We start from the raw sequence: 16,644 nt of genomic DNA, 5'->3' as shown, positions 1-16,644 counted from the left end.
TTTTTTGTGTTCCAAAACGAAAACGGAGGTAATGCTATGTCTTTTTTCACAAGTGCGGTCAGCACGTTGCAGACCCTTGTTGTTGCGCTGGGCGCGGGCCTTGCCGTGTGGGGTGTGATTAACCTTCTGGAAGGGTATGGGTCGGATAATCCGGGCGCGAAATCGCAAGGGATCAAACAGCTCATGGCGGGCGGCGGCGTCATTCTTCTTGGCACAACGCTTGTTCCGATGCTGTCCGGCCTGTTCAAGTAAAGGTAGTGTGATATGGATTTTCTCACCGACTGGATAACCAAATGGCTCAAAGGCGTGCTGATCGACGGCATCATGGGAAATCTCAGCGGGCTTTTCGACAACGTGAACACCCAAGTCGGAGAGATTGCAACACAGGTGGGAACTTCCCCGGCGTCATGGAACGCCGGGGTGTTCTCCATGATAAAGCAGCTTTCCGAAACGGTTGTTCTGCCGATTGCCGGATTGGTACTGACGTTTGTCATGTGCTATGAACTGATCCAAATGCTGATCGACCGCAATAACCTTCACGACATCGACACATGGATGTTTTTCAAGTGGGTGTTCAAAACCTTCGTCGCCGTGCTGATTCTATCAAACACATTCAATATCGTCATGGCCGTGTTCGACGTGGCGCAAAGCGTGGTCAACAAATCGGCAGGGCTGATTGGAAGCAGTACGACCGTCACGTCCGGTATGCTGGACAACTTGAAAACCACCTTGCAGGGCATGGACATAGGCCCTTTGTTGGGCTTGTGGATGCAATCCATCTTTGTAAAATTCACGATGGTTGCCCTGAATATCGTGGTTTTCGTGATCGTTTACGGGCGGATGATTGAAATTTACATGATGACGAGTTTGGCCCCTATTCCATTTGCCACAACGGTAAACCGGGAGCTTGGCAGCATGGGCCACAACTATTTTCGCTCTCTGCTGGCCGTGGCGTTTCAGGGATTCCTGATGCTGGTCTGTGTCGGCATCTACGCGGTTTTGATACAGAGCATCGCCACAAGCGGCGACCCCATCGGCGCGATCTGGTCGGCCGTAGGGTACACGGTTCTTCTGTGCTTCACCCTCTTTAAGACGGGGAGCCTATCGAAAAGTATTTTCGGGGCGCGTTGACTTCGGGCCAACTTGGCCCGAAGTGGAAAGGAGAAATTTTTAATTATGAGTGACGAAAAAAGGACAACCGGGCAGGCCACGGAACAGGAGGGCGCGCCCGTTCTGCCGATGAAGCTGGACGTTTCCGTCCGGCCCATCGAACCGAAGGGCAATCTTGTGGGGTTCGCCAGTCTGAAAATCAACGACAGTTTTGTGATCGACGATTTCAAGATTTTGCAGGGCGACAAGGGCTTGTTCGTGGGAATGCCGAGCAAGCCGGACAGGAATAGCAAGACCGGATACCGGGATACGGCGCGGCCCATCACCAAAGAATTCCGCGCGGAGCTGACCGGGGCCGTGACAACGGCCTACCGGGAGGCGGTCGAGAAATTGCAGGCCCGCGCCGCAGCCATCCCCAATGCCGAAAAGCAGTCCATCCAGAAACAGCTTGCCAACGGCGAAAAACAGGCGGCAAAGGACAACGCCGTCCGGCCTGCTCCCGAAAAGGGCGGCAAAATCAAAAACGCGGAGCGGTGACTTCGGGCCAAGTTGGCCCGAAGTGCCGGAAAGGAGGTTCAGATGTTCAATAACCCCGAAAATTCCCCATGGGGAAAGGTGCAGACCTGCGATGCGCTCTGCCCCGGCGTGTTCCTCGTCAGCACCGCCAGCCACGGCGGGACGCTGGTTTCCAAAGAAGTTTCGGCTATGCTTTCTCCCGCCGCGCGGAAGTGCGGTTTTAAGCAGGGCGATTATCTCTGCTTTGAGGAAGATTGTCAGGAAAGCGTCGTGCTCCGTGAGCTTTTGGACAAAAAGCTGTGGAGCGTCCCCGACCGTATCCGAGACAAGGCGGCGTTTGAAGAAAACATCAACCATTCCATCCGGGAGTACAACCCGGACTACTGGCGAGCGCGGCAGACTGGGCTTGAAAAGGCCCCGGCCCGGCAGACAGTCCCGGTACACAGCGCTGAACGCTGAACTTCGGGCCAACTTGACCCGAAGTGAGAAAGGGGGCTTCATCACTATTCTAAAAGAACAGTTTAGCATAATTTACGCCGATCCCCCGTGGCGGTACGCCAACAAGGGCGGTCAAGGCGTAGCCGAAAATCATTATTCCACCATGAGTTGTGATGAAATATGCGCGCTTCCCGTGGCGGAACTTGCCGCGAAGGACAGTGCGCTTTTTCTTTGGGCGACCTTTCCGCAACTGCCCGAAGCCCTGCGCGTAATTTCCGCGTGGGGCTTCGGTTTCAAAACCGTGGCGTTCGTCTGGCTTAAACAGAACCGGAAAGCAAAAACGTGGTTCTACGGCATGGGCTTCTGGACGCGGAGCAATGCGGAGGTATGCCTTTTAGCGACGCGCGGACATCCGAAACGGCGGGACAAGGGCATCCATCAGTTCATCATTTCCCCGGTGGAAACTCACAGCAAAAAGCCGGACGAAGCGCGAAACCGCATTGTCCGGCTGATGGGTGATCTGCCCCGCGTGGAGCTTTTCGCCCGGCAATCCCCACCCGGTTGGGACGTGTGGGGAAATGAAGTGGCAAATACCGTTACACTTTGACTTCGGGCCAAATTGGCCCGAAGTTCCATTTTACCCGAAAGGAGGGCATTCCCTCTTGGCTTATGTAAACGTACCTACCGACCTATCCAGAATCAAAACCAAAATGGCATTTAACCTGACAAAACGCCAGCTTATCTGCTTCGGTATCGCGGCGGTCGTGGGCATCCCGACCTATCTTCTGACCCGTAAGGCCATCGGCAACACGGGGGCCATGTTCCTGATGATCGGCCTGATGCTCCCGTGTTTTTTGTTCGCCATGTACGAACGCGACGGGCTTCCCTTTGAAAAGGTGCTGCGGAATATCGTCCGCACTTCCTTCCTCTGGCCCCGGACGAGGCCATACCGAACAGAAAATTTCTATGCGCCGTTCATTGGCGCCGGAAAGGAGGAAACTCAGCTTGAATCAGCAAAAACAGGCAAAAAAGCGGCTCCCCGTTCCCATCCCCGCAAAAAGAGGTAAGAAAAAAGGGCGCGGGCCGCAGACGGCACAGCAGACCATCCCATATATCGAAATGCTCCGGGACGGTATCTGCAAGGTGCGGGAGGGCTTCTATACCAAAACCGTCGAGTACGAGGACATCAACTATTCGGTCGCTTCGGCGGACGATCAGGCCGCGATCTTCGACGGCTACTGTTCGTTTCTCAATTATTTTGACAGCGCCCTGCCGTTTCAGCTTTCCTTCATCAACCACCGTTCTCGGCCCGAAAACCGATACAGCGTCAATATCCCGCCGCAGCACGACAAATACGACGCCATCCGGGGCGAGTATGTGGAAATGCTCACGGGGCAGATTGCCAAGAGCAACAACGGCATCGTCCGTTCCAAATATATCACCTTCGGCATTGAAGCGGACGGAATCGGTGCGGCCCGGCCCCGGCTGGAACGGGTGGAGGCCGACATCATGAGCGATTTCAAAAAGCTCGGCGTTCAGTCCCGGCCCCTCGCCGGGCGGGAACGGCTGGAAGTGCTGCACGGGCAGCTCCATCCGAACAGCCGGGAACCGTTCGCTTTCTCATGGGCCGACATTCCGAAAACCGGCATGGGGACGAAAGATTTCATTGCTCCAACGTCCTTCGACTTCCGGCAAAGCCGTGCTTTCCGTGTCGGCGGCACGACCTGGGGCGCGGTTTCGTATATGCAGATTTTGGCCTCCGAGCTTTCCGACAAGCTCCTTGCGGAGCTACTTGAAATGGATGCTGAAATGACTATTACCCTGCATATCCAGACGGTTGACCAGACAAAGGCCATCAAAGCGCTCAAGGGCAAAATCAGCGACATCGATAAAATGAAAGTGGAGGAACAGAAAAAAGCCGTGCGCGCCGGTTATGACATGGACATCCTGCCGCCCGATCTCGTCACCTTCAGCAAGGACGCGATGGCGCTGCTCTCCGATCTGCAAAGCCGCAACGAGCGCATGTTTCTTCTGACCTTCCTGATTCTGAACACGGCCCCCGCCCGCCAGCAGTTGGAGAACGACATTTTCACCGTGGCGGGCATCGTGCAGAAATACAACTGCGCGCTCAAACGGCTGGATTTTCAACAAGAGGCCGGGTACATGTCGAGCCTCATTCTCGGCGGGAACTCCATTGAGATCCAGCGTGGCATGACAACTTCCTCAACGGCCATTTTTGTCCCCTTCATGACGCGGGAGCTTCGAATGGGAGGCCCGGCCATCTACTACGGGCAGAACGCCCTTTCACACAACGTCATTATGGCCGACCGGAAAAAGCTCAAATCGGCCAACGGCCTGTATCTCGGTTCGACCGGCAGCGGAAAATCCTTTGCCGCCAAGCGGGAGCTGATCAACGTGTTCCTTGCCACAAGAGACAGAATTATCGTCGTTGACCCGATGGGGGAATACGCGCCGCTGGTGCGGCGGCTCGGCGGGCAGGTGATCGACATCGCCCCGGACAGCTCCCACCACATCAACCCGATGGACATTCAAATGAGCATGGCCGACGAGGAAAGCCCGCTTTCGATGAAAGCGGATTTTTTATTGTCCCTCTGCGAACTGATCGTGGGCGGCAGGGACGGCTTGCAGCCCATCGAAAAAACGGTGATCGACCGCTGCGTCAGCCTCGTCTACCGGAATATCGCCCTCGGCATCGACACGCAGAAAATGCCCGTCCTGCAAGACCTGTACGAATTACTCTGTCAGCAGCCGGAGCCGGAAGCAAAACGCATTGCGACGGCGCTGGAGCTTTACTGCACCGGCTCCCTCAACCTGTTCAACCACACGACCAACATTACCCTGAACAGCCGGATCGTCTGCGTCGTGCTGAAAGGCTTGGGGGAAAACCTGCGGAAAATCGCCATGCACATCACGAACGAACTTGTCACTTCGGCGGTCAACGCTAATTTCCAACACGGCATGGCGACGTGGTGCTACTTCGACGAGTTCCATATTCTGCTCCGGGACGCGCTGACCGCCAGCTATTTTGTGACGGTTTGGAAGATGCTGCGGAAAAAAGGCTGTGTGCCGAGTGCCTTAACGCAGAATGTCAAAGACCTCATGGCGAGCCGGGAAATCGAGAATATTCTTGAAAACACCGACTTCATGATTCTGCTTTCCCAGGCGCAGGGCGACCGGCAGATTTTAGCCAAGCAGCTCAACATTTCGCCGCATCAGCTTTCCTACATCACCCACAGCAATCCCGGCGATGGGCTTTTGTTTTACGGGAATACCACCATCCCCTTTGTAGACCGCTTCCCGAAGGACACCGAAATTTACCGTCTGCTCACGACTCGCCCGGAGGACTTAGCCAATGAAGCAAAACAGGAATGAGGAAAACGGCGGGCCGGAGAATGACACGGCCCACCGCTTTCATATCGAGGATGGCCCCGGTGTGCAGGACGCGCCGCCGTCTGCGCGGGATGGTTCGGTCACTTCGGGCCAAGTTGGCCCGAAGTTCAACGGGCATTTTTCCCCTTCTGAAAGCCCGCCGATTTCCGACGCGCCGGACACTCCACCGCCTGCGCGGGAGGCTCCCGCCCCTTCGGGTCGGAGCAAATACCGCCCGCACAGCGAACAGGCCCGATTCTCCGACCGTCTGCGCCGTGAGGAAGAACCGCCGCCCGGCGGTGACGGAGGCCATTCCGCCGATGGCGGCGGGCCTTCATCGGATAAAAAGGCGGCGCGGAATGACAGGCGGTTTGAAAAATCCAAGTTCCGGACTGAAAAGACCGGCGCGAAGCTGGACGCCGCCCGTGAAAAGGCGGCGGCGCAGAAACCGCCGAAACCCAATCCGGCGAAAAACGTCGCAAAAAAGGCGGCGGCTGGCGTGTGGTACTACGCCCATCAGAAAATCCATGAGGTGGAGCAGGAGAACGTGGGCGTGGAGGCCGCGCACAAAACGGAACTTGCCGGGGAAAAGACCGTCCGGGGCGCTTCCCGTTTTGTAAAGCATCGTATCCAGACCCGCCCGGCCCGGCGCGTTACCAAATGGGAACGGCGGGACATCCGGGCGAAAGCGGATTTTGAGTACCGCAGGATGGCGCGGGAGCACCCGGAGCTAAAGGAAAACGCGGTTTCCCGGTTTTTTCAGAAGCAGCGTATCAAGCGGCAGTATCAGAAACAGGCGCGGGAGGCCGCGAAGCAGGGCGCGCGGGCGGCGGGGAAAGCCACAACCGCAACGGCGAAAATCGCCCGCGCCGCCGCTGCCTTTGCCAAGCGACACCCGGCGGGGCTTTTGATTGCGCTGATTGCTTTTCTTCTGATTTTGGCCCTGCAATCCTGCATGGCGTCCATGACCACCATCGGCAACGGCCTGATCGGGGCCGTGGGTGCGGGAACCTATCCGTCTCAGAATTCGGACATGCTGGCGGCGGAAGCGGCGTATTCCGGCCTGGAAACGAAGCTGCAAAGCGAGGCCGACAACTACGCAACGCTCCATCCCGGCTACGACGAGTACCATTTCAATCTTGATAAGATCGGGCACGACCCTTATGTACTGATCTCCATTTTAAGCGCCCTGCACGAAGGGGCGTGGACGATTGACGAGGTGCAAAGTACCCTTTCCACCCTGTTTGGAAAACAGTATCAGCTTACGCAGTCGGTTCAGACGGAAACCCGCTACCGCACGGAAATGAGCACGGTGACGAACCCGGACGGCAGCACGTCCACCGTAACCACGCAGGTTCCGTATACCTACACAATTTGTACCGTGACCCTGCACAACGAGGACTTATCCCATCTGCCCGCTTCGGTTCTGACGGAGGAACAGCTTTCCCGGTATGCCTTTTACATGAAAACCCACGGAAACCGGCCCGACCTGTTCCCGCAATCGCAGTACCCGAACGCTTCCGTCCTCGAACAGTACACCGATTATACCATCCCCGAGGCATACATGTCGGACAAAACCTTTGCCGCCATGATGACGGAGGCAAAGAAATATCTTGGCTATCCCTATGTGTGGGGCGGTTCCAGCCCGGAAACCTCGTTCGACTGTTCCGGCTATGTCAGTTGGGTAATCAATCACAGCGGCTGGAATGTCGGACGCCTCGGAGCGCAGGGCCTTTACGACATCTGTACTCCCATTCCCGCTTCCGAAGCGAAGCCCGGCGATCTGGTTTTCTTTGAAAGAACCTACGACACCACCGGCGTTTCCCACGTCGGCATCTACGTCGGGGACGGGGAGATGATTGCGGCGGGCGACCCCATCGGCTACTCGGACATCACGACAAGCTACTGGCAATCTCATTTTCTCAGCTTTGGCAGATTGCCATCACCATGAATGGAGGAATTTTATGAACGCGAAAATTGAGCGCGTCAACAAGGACATCGACAAGACCAAAGAAAAAATCAATGAGTTTCAGACCCGGCTTCGGGAGCTTGAAAAGCAGAAAACCGAGCTTGAAAACATCGAAATCGTGGAGGCCGTGCGCGGCACGGACATTTCGCTGAACGACCTCCCGACTGTCTTAAAGGCGCTCCGTGAGCAAAACGGGGCGCTTTTCACTTCGGGCCAAGTTGGCCCGAAGTCAACCAATACCGATAAGGGGGATGAAAAAGAATGAGAAAATTTCATAAGCTGGCTGCTGCTGCGGCTTTTCTGCGCGGCGTGGCAGGCACCGGGGGGCTCGGCAATTTCTATGTGGACATCATCCGCTTCACCACGCGGCTGTTGCTGCCGATCTCGATCGTAGTTGCCATTGTCTATGTCGCCTGCGGCTCTCCGCAGACGCTTGGCGCCAATTCAATTATCACCACAATCGAAGGAACGAAGCAGGTGATCCCGCTTGGTCCCGTGGCTTCGCTGGAAGCTATCAAAAATCTGGCGTCCAACGGCGGGGGCTTTTTCAACGCCAACTCCGCCCATCCGTTTGAAAATCCAACCCCGTTTTCCAACCTCATCACCATTCTGGAACTGGGCCTGATCTCCACATCCTTTGTTGTTGCGTTTGGGAAGATGACCAAGAACAAACGGCAGGCGCGCGTGCTGTTCGTTACGCTCGCAGTGCTGCTTGTTGCGAGCGTGGGCATTACCTATGCCGCCGAGCTGGCCGGCAACCATGCCGTGGCAGCGGCCGGGCTTACCGGCCAGGCCGGCAATATGGAAGGAAAGGAAACACGCTTTGGCATCGCGGGAACGTCCCTGTTTTCCGGCGCCACAACGGCATATCAGGTCGGCACCGTAAACGGCTCTATGGATTCCATGACGCCAATGGGCGGCATGATGGCCATGTGGAACATGATTCTCCAGACTGTGTTCGGCGGGAAAGGCACCGGGTTCATCTACGTCATCATGTATGCCATCCTTACGGTTTTCATCTGTGGCCTGATGGTGGGGCGCACGCCGGAATACCTCGGTAAAAAAATTGAGGGCAAAGAGATGAAGATGGTCGCCGTCGGAATCCTTGCACATCCTCTGTTCGTGCTGGTGCCGCTTGGCGTGGCCTCGGTAATCAAAGCGGGTTTCAGCTCGGTTGCCAACCCCGGATACCACGGGTTTTCCGAGATGCTGTATGCATTCCTTTCCGCTTCAGCCAACAACGGCTCTGCGTTTGCGGGGCTGAATGCCAACACGCTGTTCTGGAACATTCTAATGGGTGTCATCATGCTGCTCGGGCGTTATGTGCCGCTGGCGGCCATGCTCTGCGCGGCGGGCTCTCTCAGCCAAAAAAGAATCGTGCCGGAATCGGTGGGTACTTTCCGCACCGACCGGGCAATGTTTGGCCTGACGCTGCTGTTTATCATCATCGTCATCGGCGCGCTGTCGTTTTTTCCGGCACTTGTGCTCGGGCCGATTGCAGAGCAGCTGACGCTGTAAGAAGGGGTGGATTCCATGAGCAAGCATACGAGAAACATCGACAATTCCGCGATCCTGCGCACCGCCGTGCGCGATTCGTTTGTCAAACTCAATCCGAAAAGCATGATGAAGAACCCCGTGATGTTCGTGGTGGAGATCGGCATGCTGGTCACCCTGTTCCTGACCTTTTTCCCGAATGCGATGGAGAAGGGAGACTGGCGGTACAACGCCATCGTGACCGCCATCCTGTTTATCACGCTGCTGTTTGCCAATTTTGCCGAGGCCGTAGCCGAAGGGCGTGGCAAGGCGCAGGCGGAAAGCATGAAAAAGACGCGCAAGGATACGCTTGCCAAACTGCTTTCCGGCTCAAAAGTGACGACCATAAGCGCGAGCGACCTGAAAAAAGGCGATGTCGTGCTGGTGGAGACCGGGGACATCATTCCGAACGACGGCGAGATCATCGAGGGGCTGGCCATGGTGGATGAATCTGCCATTACCGGCGAATCCGCCCCGGTTATGAAAGAGGCGGGCGGGGATTTCAGCTCCGTTACCGGCGGCACAAAAGTGGTCAGCGACCAGTTGAAAATCCGCATCACAGCCACGCCGGGCGAATCCTTTCTCGACAAGATGATCAGCCTGGTAGAGGGCGCGAAGCGCCAGAAAACGCCGAATGAGATCGCGCTCACACTCATTCTGGTCAGTCTGACGATGATTTTTCTGATCGTTGTGGTCATGCTTTTCCCAATGGCGAAGTTCACACACGTTTCCATTCCCGTTTCCACACTGGTCGCGCTGCTGGTCTGCCTGATCCCGACAACTATCGGCGGGCTGCTGTCCGCCATTGGCATTGCGGGCATGGACCGTGTGACCAAGTTCAATGTTATTGCCATGTCCGGCAAGGCGGTGGAAGCCTGCGGCGATGTGAACACGATGATTCTGGACAAGACGGGTACCATCACATTTGGCAACCGCATGGCCGCTGAATTTGTCCCCGTTGGCGACACGACGCAGGAAAACATCGTCCGTTTTTCCGTGATTGCGTCGCTGTTTGATGATACGCCGGAAGGCCGTTCGGTGTTGGAGCTCGCCAAAAAGCAAGGCGTCGAATTAGACCGTCGGGAATACGCCGACGCGGAGGTTGTGGAGTTCTCCAGTTCCACGCGTATGAGCGGGCTGAACCTGAAAAACGGCACGCGTGTGCGCAAGGGTGCGGCCGACACCATCGCTGCTTTTGTGGAGCAGGCAGGAGGCGACGTTCCGGATGACCTGCAGCCAAAGGTGGAACGTATCTCAAAACTGGGCGGCACACCTCTGGTCGTCTGTGTGGATGCGCGGGTGATGGGTGTCATCTATCTCAAGGATACGGTGAAACCCGGCCTTGTGGATCGCTTTGCGCGGCTGCGCCGCATCGGCATCAAAACCATCATGTGTACGGGCGACAATCCGCTGACGGCAGCCACCATTGCCAAAGAGGCGGGCGTGGATGATTTCGCTGCCGAGTGCAAGCCGGAAGACAAGATCAGCGTCATTAAAAAAGAGCAGGCGGAAGGCAAGCTGGTCGCCATGACCGGCGACGGCACGAACGACGCTCCGGCGCTCGCGCAGGCGGACGTTGGCCTTGCCATGAACAGCGGCACGCAAGCGGCCAAGGAAGCGGCCAACATGGTCGATCTCGATTCCGACCCGACGAAGATCATTGAGGTGGTGGAGATCGGTAAGCAACTGCTCATCACGCGCGGCGCGCTGACGACGTTCAGCATTGCCAACGATGTGGCGAAATATTTCGCCATCCTGCCCGCCATCTTCACACTATCGATTCCAAGCATGAAACTGCTTAATGTAATGGGTTTGACCTCACCCAGCAGCGCGATTATCTCCGCGCTGATTTTCAACGCCATCATCATCCCGTTGCTGATCCCCATCGCCATGCGGGGCGTCAAATTCAAGCCCATGAGCGCCGACCGCATGCTTCTCAAAAACATGACGATCTACGGTCTTGGCGGCATTGTCGCCCCGTTTATCGGTATCAAAGTGATCGATTTGGTGGTTGGCCCGCTGCTGCACACGCTCGGCCTGGGCTGAAAAAGGAGTGATAACGATGAAACGGTTTTTACAGGCGCTGGGTGTCGGCATAGCATTGATCGTTTTTTGCGGCTTTGCCTATCCCATGCTCGTGCTGGGGATCGGCCAGCTGGCTTTTTCCCATCAGGCAAACGGCAGCATGGTCAAGGTGGACGGTAACGTGGTTGGTTCGGAGTTGATCGGGCAGGATTTCAAGGATGCCCGTTTTTTTCATGGGCGCGTTTCCGCCGTCAACTATAATACGTTCCCTGCAGGTACCAAAGAGTCTGATCTCGTGCCCGGTTCCGGTTCTGCGAATCTGGCGGTTTCCAACCCGGATCTGACCAAGCGCGTCCAAGCGGATGTGGACGCTTTTCTGAAGGCGAACCCCGGGCTGACCAAACAAGATCTTCCGGCTGATCTGTTTACCAGCTCGTTCTCCGGTCTGGATCCGGACATCAGCCCGGCGGCGGCAGCCATACAGGTGGACGGCATCGTAAAAGCGACGGGTATCCCAAAAGCGACCATTCAGAAGATCGTCAAGGAGAATACAGCGGGCCGCGACCTCGGCGTGCTTGGCGAACCGCGTGTGAATGTGCTGAAGGCAAACCTGGACATCTACCAGTTGTTGCATCACAAATGACAGCCCTGCGGCTTCGCTGTCACCGCGGGGCTGATTTCCCCAATATATGTCCAGGCAACGGGATCGTTGCAAATGGAAAAGCGCGGAGCGTTATGCACCGCGCTTCTTTCTGTTATGAAGCCGATCAGCCAATCGGAATCAGATGGATTTCTACGTTTTTCACCATTTTTATGAGCTTGTTGACCGTGGAACCGCGAAAGAATGTTTCCACCTTTGTTCGCGCCGACTGGCCCATAATGATCTGCGTGATATGCTTCTGGTTGGCATAAACGGCCAATGTTTCGGAGACGCTGCGGCCGGTAAGTTCAATGACCTCCGCGCCTAGCTGTCTGGCAAGCTGTTCATGGGATTCCAGCATTTTTTGATCCGTTTCGGTATGGTTGTCAAAGAACAGGCGCGTGCTGTTGACGGAAACCACATGCCATTCGCACTTGTATCGATTGGCAATGCGCGCGCCGCGCCGGATCAGTTTTTTGGAATTGGGGCTTGAGCTGATACAGACCATCAGGCGTTCTACGGTGTGCCAGTTGTCTTTAATGCCTTTGCGCTTCATATAGGCGTCGAGGTCTTCATCCACGTCCTCAGCCGCCTGGCGGAGCACCAGTTCCCGCAGAGCGTTCAGATTGCCCTTGCGGAAGAAATTTTTCAGCGCCTGCGGCACCTTTTCCGGTCTGTACACTGCTCCACGGCGCAGGCGGTTTTGCAGTGCGTCCGGCGTGAGGTCGACCACCACCACTTCGTCTGCCTGCTGTAGAATGTTGTCGGGCAAGGTCTCGTTGACACGGATGCCGGTAATCTGAAAAATGACATCGTTCAAGCTCTCAAGATGCTGGATGTTGAGCGTAGAGATTACATTGATGCCGTGGGACAGAATCTCAAGCACGTCTTCATATCGTTTCTTGTTTTTTGAGCCGGGAATGTTTGTGTGGGCCAGCTCGTCAATCAAAACGGTATCCGGCTTGCGCTGCAGGATCGCGTCTACATCCAGCTCGGAAAGTTCCACCCCGTTATATAGGATGGTCTTGCGCGGCAGGACTCCCAAATCACCGATCTGGCTGTCGGTTTCCTCACGGCCGTGATTTTCAACGTATCCAATCACGATATCCTGCCCATATTTCAGACGGCGGTTTGCTTCGTTGAGCATTGCAAACGTTTTGCCGACGCCGGGTGCGTAACCGAGAAATATTTTCAGTGTTCCTCTGCTCTGGCTGTTGCATATATTCAGGGCCTCTTCCGGGGTCAGCCTTTTGTCGCTCATAAATATCATCCTTTTTCAGACTTACGATGGTGCGCTGATTTCATATGCGTTCAATCGCTGTTTTCTACTATATAGAATAACACCGTGCATTGACCTAGGCAAGCAATGGCAGAGGTATACGTTGTCTCGTTTTGGAAATGTTTCTGATGCGGGAAAGCTCAAAAAACTTTTCTTTTGAAGATCGCACGATTTCGGTTGTTTCTGCCGGCAGTTTGCTATGTTGTGGCAAGATAAGGGCTGGTTTTGATGATCCGGAGACAACGGATGACGGAGGAACAACGTTATATTGCAGGGATTGTGGTAAGGAAGCAATCTGCAACGGCAAAATAAAAGCCCATGCCTTGTGGCATGAGCCCGAATGCGTGTGTGGCGATGATTGGGAAGAATGTGGAAATCACTTGATTTTTATAAGATATTTCGTAGAGATTTTTGTGATCTGTCCCCGTCCGTAACTAACCGTCGCGGTTTCCCAACCGTCTTCTTCCAGCACGTCAATTACTCTGCCCTTTTCTATGCGCTCGTTGCTGAATGGCTGTGTGTTAAAATACTCGGTCGTCTTAACCCAATCTCCTGAATTTAAATTACTCACTTTGCTATCCCCTTTAATATGACAAATGTATATTGTATTATATATTTTAAAATAGCAAATTATCATTTTTTGTCGAATTCTGGATATGAATGCAAATTATTATCATACCACGTATGCAAACGTCCTTTGTCATGCTCGGCGTGTGCGGTGGTATGCATGTGAGTAACGCAAACCCGCGCGTTGACGGTTGTGCAGGATATCTCTGATGAACCCATTATACGCTTATGATTAGAGGAAAAATACCGACTGACGTTTCGACTGACCGCTTTTAATCTCTGAGGGTTTAATTCCCCGCCGCTTGCGGCGTTAAATAAAAGGGTATAAAATTGGTATAACAAAAAACGAGAAGAGGGAAGAGATGAGTGAGTATATTCATAAATCTCACAATGTCTCAGTGCTGATGTACCATTTTGTATGCCCCGCTAAATATCGCAGAGCGATATTTAGCGAAGAAGTTACCAAAACACTCGTAGAAGTGTGCGGAGGAATAAGCGAACGATTTGAGATGTACTTTGTTGAAATAGGTACAGATAAAAATCATGTGCATTTTCTAATACAATCAGTACCCAAGTACAGCCCGACGAAAATAATCACAACAGTGAAAAGTATAACAGCACGAGAAATATTTTCTAAACATCCGGAAGTAAAAAAACAATTATGGGGTGGAGAATTATGGACGGATGGATATTTTGTGAATACGGTAAGCAAATTTGGCAGTGAAGAAGTAATAAAAAGATACTTGCAGAATCAGGGTAAGACAGAGGAGTATAAACAACTTTACAAAGTTGAAACAATAGAACAACTCACGTTGTTTTAGCAAGGGTAGGGTTAGCATTGGATACCCCGCCGCTTGCGGCGGGGTGATTCATTTTTTTAGATGCAGGTTAAATTTGTTAAAATATGTAAAAAGCCCACAAACAGCTTAGATAAGCGATCTGCAGGCTTTTTTACTTGGTGCGCCAGAAGGGATTCGAACCCCTGACCTTTTGATTCGTAGTCAAACACTCTATCCAACTGAGCTACTGGCGCATATTTGGAAGTGGTGAAGTTTGCTGTGTTTTTAAAGTGCTTGACTATAATAGCATAACTTTTGTAACTTGTCAAATGATTTTTTCAAAAAGCGAAAGATTATTTGAGAAACAATCGGTCAGGGGGGATGGGTCAAGAAGGGCGACGGTGGTTCTGCCCGTTGGCTTCCTTTTTGGCGCTGTGGTTCTGGTTTTGATTTTCACGCGTCAGCGGGGTCTGACCGTTTGCCTTTACTTTGCGTACGTGTTTGCTGTCCGGCTGGGAATCTTTCGGCATCGTGCATACCTCCTTTTGAGTAGTATTCCTCAAAGCTGCGCCGTTTGTGCGCGGCGGGCCCGGCATTTTTTCGGAAGTGCGTCACGCGGCGGCAAGGCGGCATACACTGGTTTGAAGGTGTTCATGACATGCAGCCAGGAAAATGAACCATATGCCCCATTTTCCGGCGGAAAGGAAGCGCAAAATGGAGCAATCTGGCAAACTGGTCGTTGCGGGGGTAAGCAAAACGTTCCGCAGGGACGAAAAAGAAATCGTCGCTTTGCGCGAAGTGAATTTTTCTGTAAAAGAAGGTCGGTTCATTAGTATGATCGGGCCAAGCGGATGTGGGAAATCGACGTTGTTCAACATTATTGCAGGATTGCTGTGCCCCACCACGGGACAGGTGCTGGCGGACGGGCAGGACATCGTGGCCCGTCCCGGCACCGTGGGCTATATGCTGCAAAAGGATATGCTGCTGCCCTGGCGCACGATTTTGGATAATATTATCTTGGGGATGGAGATACGCGGTGTGCGGCGCGCGGAGTCGGTGAAGCGGGCGCTTCCGCTGATGGCGCAGTACGGCCTGAAAGGGTTTGAGACGCAGTATCCCACTGCGCTTTCCGGCGGCATGCGGCAGCGTGCGGCTCTGCTGCGCACGCTGCTGTATGACCGGGATATCCTGCTGCTGGATGAGCCGTTTGGCGCGCTGGATGCACAGACTCGTTTACATATGCAGAACTGGCTGCTGGAACTCTGGCGGGATTTTCAGAAGACTGTCCTGTTTGTGACGCATGATATTGATGAAGCGATCTATCTGTCGGACGAAATCTATGTTTTTTCACCGCGGCCCGGGCATATCCGGGCTAAAATTGAAGTGCCGATTCCGCGCCCGCGCAAACCGGGCGACATGACGCAGGCGGTGTTCACGGAGCTGAAACACCGCTTGCTGGATCTGCTGTTTTCCGAGGCGCCCATCGTGGGAGCGGCCGGCTGAAAGGAGGTGGAAACATGGCTGTATCGGCAGAGCCTGCCCGGCATCCTGCCCAAACCGGGCCGGAGCAGGACGGCGAGGCCGCGCAGCAAAAGGCGCGCGCCAGCAAAAAGCGCGCGGTGCTGTTCGGGCGCATCGCCGTCGGCATGGCCATTGTGGTCGTATGGGAAGTGTTTACCCGTATCGGCTGGATGGACCCCTATTACTGGAGCCGCCCCAGCACCATTTTACATACCGCGTATATCCAGATGGTCAAAGGCACCTTACTGCGTGACATGGCCTACACATCGGGCTCCACGCTGCTGGGATTTGTGTTCGGTACGCTGTTCGGCAGTATCCTGGGTTTGTCGTTCTGGTGGTCGAAGCGGTATGCGGCGATCACCGAACCCTATCTGATCGTGTTCAACGCGCTGCCGAAACTGGCGCTTGCGCCGGTGCTGGTCATCCTGTTTGGCATTGGATTTTTCTCCAAAGTGGCGCTTGCGTTCCTTATGACGGTGGTCGTCACCGCGCTTTCCGCTTATGGCGGCGTCAAAAGCGTCGATCCCGAGATGGAAACCCTGCTCTATTCGCTGGGGGCCACCCGTCTGCAAGTGTTTGGCAAAGTCGTGGTGCCGTGGTCGATGCCGTGGATCGTCAGCAGCCTGCGCATCAATATCGCGCTGGCGCTTGCGGGCGCGATCGTCGGGGAATTTATCGCATCCAATCAGGGTGTGGGGCGCATGGTCATCTACGCCGGAACCATCCTCGACATCAACCTCGTCTGGGTGGGTGTGTTCGTGCTGTCCATTCTGTCTCTGGTGATGTATGCGGGCGTGGTGGCACTGGAAAAGTGGCTGTCCAAACGATTGGCCATCATCCATTCGTAAACCTGCTGAATTTTGTAATGGAATCGGAG

General features: G+C 54.5%; 18 protein-coding genes and 1 tRNA gene. 16 read left to right on the top strand and 3 right to left on the bottom strand.

Annotation, left to right across the window (positions count from 1 at the left end):
• The first annotated feature begins 36 nt into the window (after positions 1-36).
• From ETHHA_RS08880 to kdpC, 12 genes are read left to right on the top strand one after another with little or no spacing between them, the layout of a single operon-like run.
• On the top strand, positions 37-252 hold the full coding sequence (locus ETHHA_RS08880; protein WP_013485643.1) for a Maff2 family mobile element protein: 216 nt from the start codon (positions 37-39) through the stop codon (positions 250-252).
• A 12-nt stretch (positions 253-264) separates the two neighbouring features.
• Positions 265-1,131, top strand: a complete 867-nt coding sequence (locus tag ETHHA_RS08875; protein WP_013485642.1) for a VirB6/TrbL-like conjugal transfer protein, CD1112 family — start codon at positions 265-267, stop codon at positions 1,129-1,131.
• Positions 1,132-1,176: 45 nt separating this feature from the next.
• Complete coding sequence (locus ETHHA_RS08870) at positions 1,177-1,647, top strand: SpoVG family protein (protein ID WP_013485641.1); 471 nt, start codon at positions 1,177-1,179, stop codon at positions 1,645-1,647.
• 42 nt (positions 1,648-1,689) lie between these two features.
• Positions 1,690-2,085: a DUF7007 domain-containing protein gene (locus ETHHA_RS15605; RefSeq protein ID WP_013485640.1), complete on the top strand. Its 396-nt coding sequence runs from the start codon at positions 1,690-1,692 to the stop codon at positions 2,083-2,085.
• 13 nt (positions 2,086-2,098) lie between these two features.
• Positions 2,099-2,671 (top strand): MT-A70 family methyltransferase, encoded by a 573-nt coding sequence (locus tag ETHHA_RS15600; RefSeq protein WP_479723650.1) that lies wholly within the window; start codon positions 2,099-2,101, stop codon positions 2,669-2,671.
• Positions 2,672-2,726: 55 nt separating this feature from the next.
• Positions 2,727-3,131 (top strand): PrgI family protein, encoded by a 405-nt coding sequence (locus tag ETHHA_RS08855; RefSeq protein WP_013485638.1) that lies wholly within the window; start codon positions 2,727-2,729, stop codon positions 3,129-3,131.
• Complete coding sequence (locus ETHHA_RS08850; RefSeq protein WP_013485637.1) at positions 3,070-5,457, top strand: VirB4-like conjugal transfer ATPase, CD1110 family; 2,388 nt, start codon at positions 3,070-3,072, stop codon at positions 5,455-5,457. The genes ETHHA_RS08855 and ETHHA_RS08850 overlap by 62 nt, the downstream gene beginning before the upstream one ends.
• Entirely contained in the window at positions 5,438-7,405 is a 1,968-nt protein-coding gene (locus ETHHA_RS08845) for a C40 family peptidase (protein WP_013485636.1), read from the top strand. Before ETHHA_RS08850 ends, ETHHA_RS08845 begins: the two co-directional genes overlap by 20 nt.
• Positions 7,406-7,418: 13 nt before the next feature.
• Positions 7,419-7,688: a DUF4315 family protein gene (locus ETHHA_RS08840; RefSeq protein WP_013485635.1), complete on the top strand. Its 270-nt coding sequence runs from the start codon at positions 7,419-7,421 to the stop codon at positions 7,686-7,688.
• Entirely contained in the window at positions 7,685-8,941 is a 1,257-nt protein-coding gene (kdpA, locus tag ETHHA_RS08835; protein WP_013485634.1) for a potassium-transporting ATPase subunit KdpA, read from the top strand. Before ETHHA_RS08840 ends, kdpA begins: the two co-directional genes overlap by 4 nt.
• Positions 8,942-8,956: 15 nt before the next feature.
• Positions 8,957-11,002, top strand: a complete 2,046-nt coding sequence (gene kdpB / locus ETHHA_RS08830) for a potassium-transporting ATPase subunit KdpB (protein WP_013485633.1) — start codon at positions 8,957-8,959, stop codon at positions 11,000-11,002.
• A gap of 16 nt (positions 11,003-11,018) precedes the next feature.
• Positions 11,019-11,624, top strand: coding sequence for a potassium-transporting ATPase subunit KdpC (gene kdpC / locus ETHHA_RS08825; RefSeq protein WP_013485632.1), 606 nt, complete (start codon positions 11,019-11,021; stop codon positions 11,622-11,624).
• 124 nt (positions 11,625-11,748) lie between these two features.
• Here kdpC and ETHHA_RS08820 read toward each other — a convergent pair whose 3' ends face one another.
• Positions 11,749-12,882 (bottom strand): universal stress protein, encoded by a 1,134-nt coding sequence (locus ETHHA_RS08820; protein WP_013485631.1) that lies wholly within the window; start codon positions 12,880-12,882, stop codon positions 11,749-11,751.
• A gap of 131 nt (positions 12,883-13,013) precedes the next feature.
• On the opposite strand from ETHHA_RS08820, the gene ETHHA_RS15595 reads away from it, so the two are divergent.
• Together ETHHA_RS15595 and tnpA are read left to right on the top strand one after the other, a co-directional pair.
• Positions 13,014-13,334 (top strand): hypothetical protein, encoded by a 321-nt coding sequence (locus ETHHA_RS15595; RefSeq protein WP_137143879.1) that lies wholly within the window; start codon positions 13,014-13,016, stop codon positions 13,332-13,334.
• A 495-nt stretch (positions 13,335-13,829) separates the two neighbouring features.
• A complete protein-coding gene (tnpA, locus tag ETHHA_RS08810; protein WP_013485043.1) occupies positions 13,830-14,288 on the top strand; it encodes an IS200/IS605-like element ISEha1 family transposase in 459 nt (152 codons plus the stop codon).
• Between the two features lie 135 nt (positions 14,289-14,423).
• Here tnpA and ETHHA_RS08805 read toward each other — a convergent pair.
• Positions 14,424-14,500 (bottom strand) — tRNA-Arg (locus ETHHA_RS08805).
• A 132-nt stretch (positions 14,501-14,632) separates the two neighbouring features.
• Positions 14,633-14,776, bottom strand: a complete 144-nt coding sequence (locus tag ETHHA_RS15880) for a hypothetical protein (protein ID WP_013485630.1) — start codon at positions 14,774-14,776, stop codon at positions 14,633-14,635.
• Between the two features lie 184 nt (positions 14,777-14,960).
• On the opposite strand from ETHHA_RS15880, the gene ETHHA_RS08800 reads away from it, so the two are divergent.
• The gene (locus ETHHA_RS08800) at positions 14,961-15,749 is read left to right on the top strand and encodes an ABC transporter ATP-binding protein (protein WP_013485629.1); all 789 of its coding nucleotides are present in this window, start codon (positions 14,961-14,963) and stop codon (positions 15,747-15,749) included.
• 14 nt (positions 15,750-15,763) lie between these two features.
• Complete coding sequence (locus ETHHA_RS08795; RefSeq protein ID WP_013485628.1) at positions 15,764-16,615, top strand: ABC transporter permease; 852 nt, start codon at positions 15,764-15,766, stop codon at positions 16,613-16,615.
• Positions 16,616-16,644: the final 29 nt, after the last annotated feature.

The sequence above is a fragment of the Ethanoligenens harbinense YUAN-3 genome (assembly GCF_000178115.2).
Lineage (GTDB): Bacteria > Bacillota > Clostridia > Oscillospirales > Ethanoligenentaceae > Ethanoligenens > Ethanoligenens harbinense.
The sequence above is the reverse complement of the archived record's forward strand: the minus strand, read 5'-3'. Positions and strand labels throughout refer to the sequence as shown.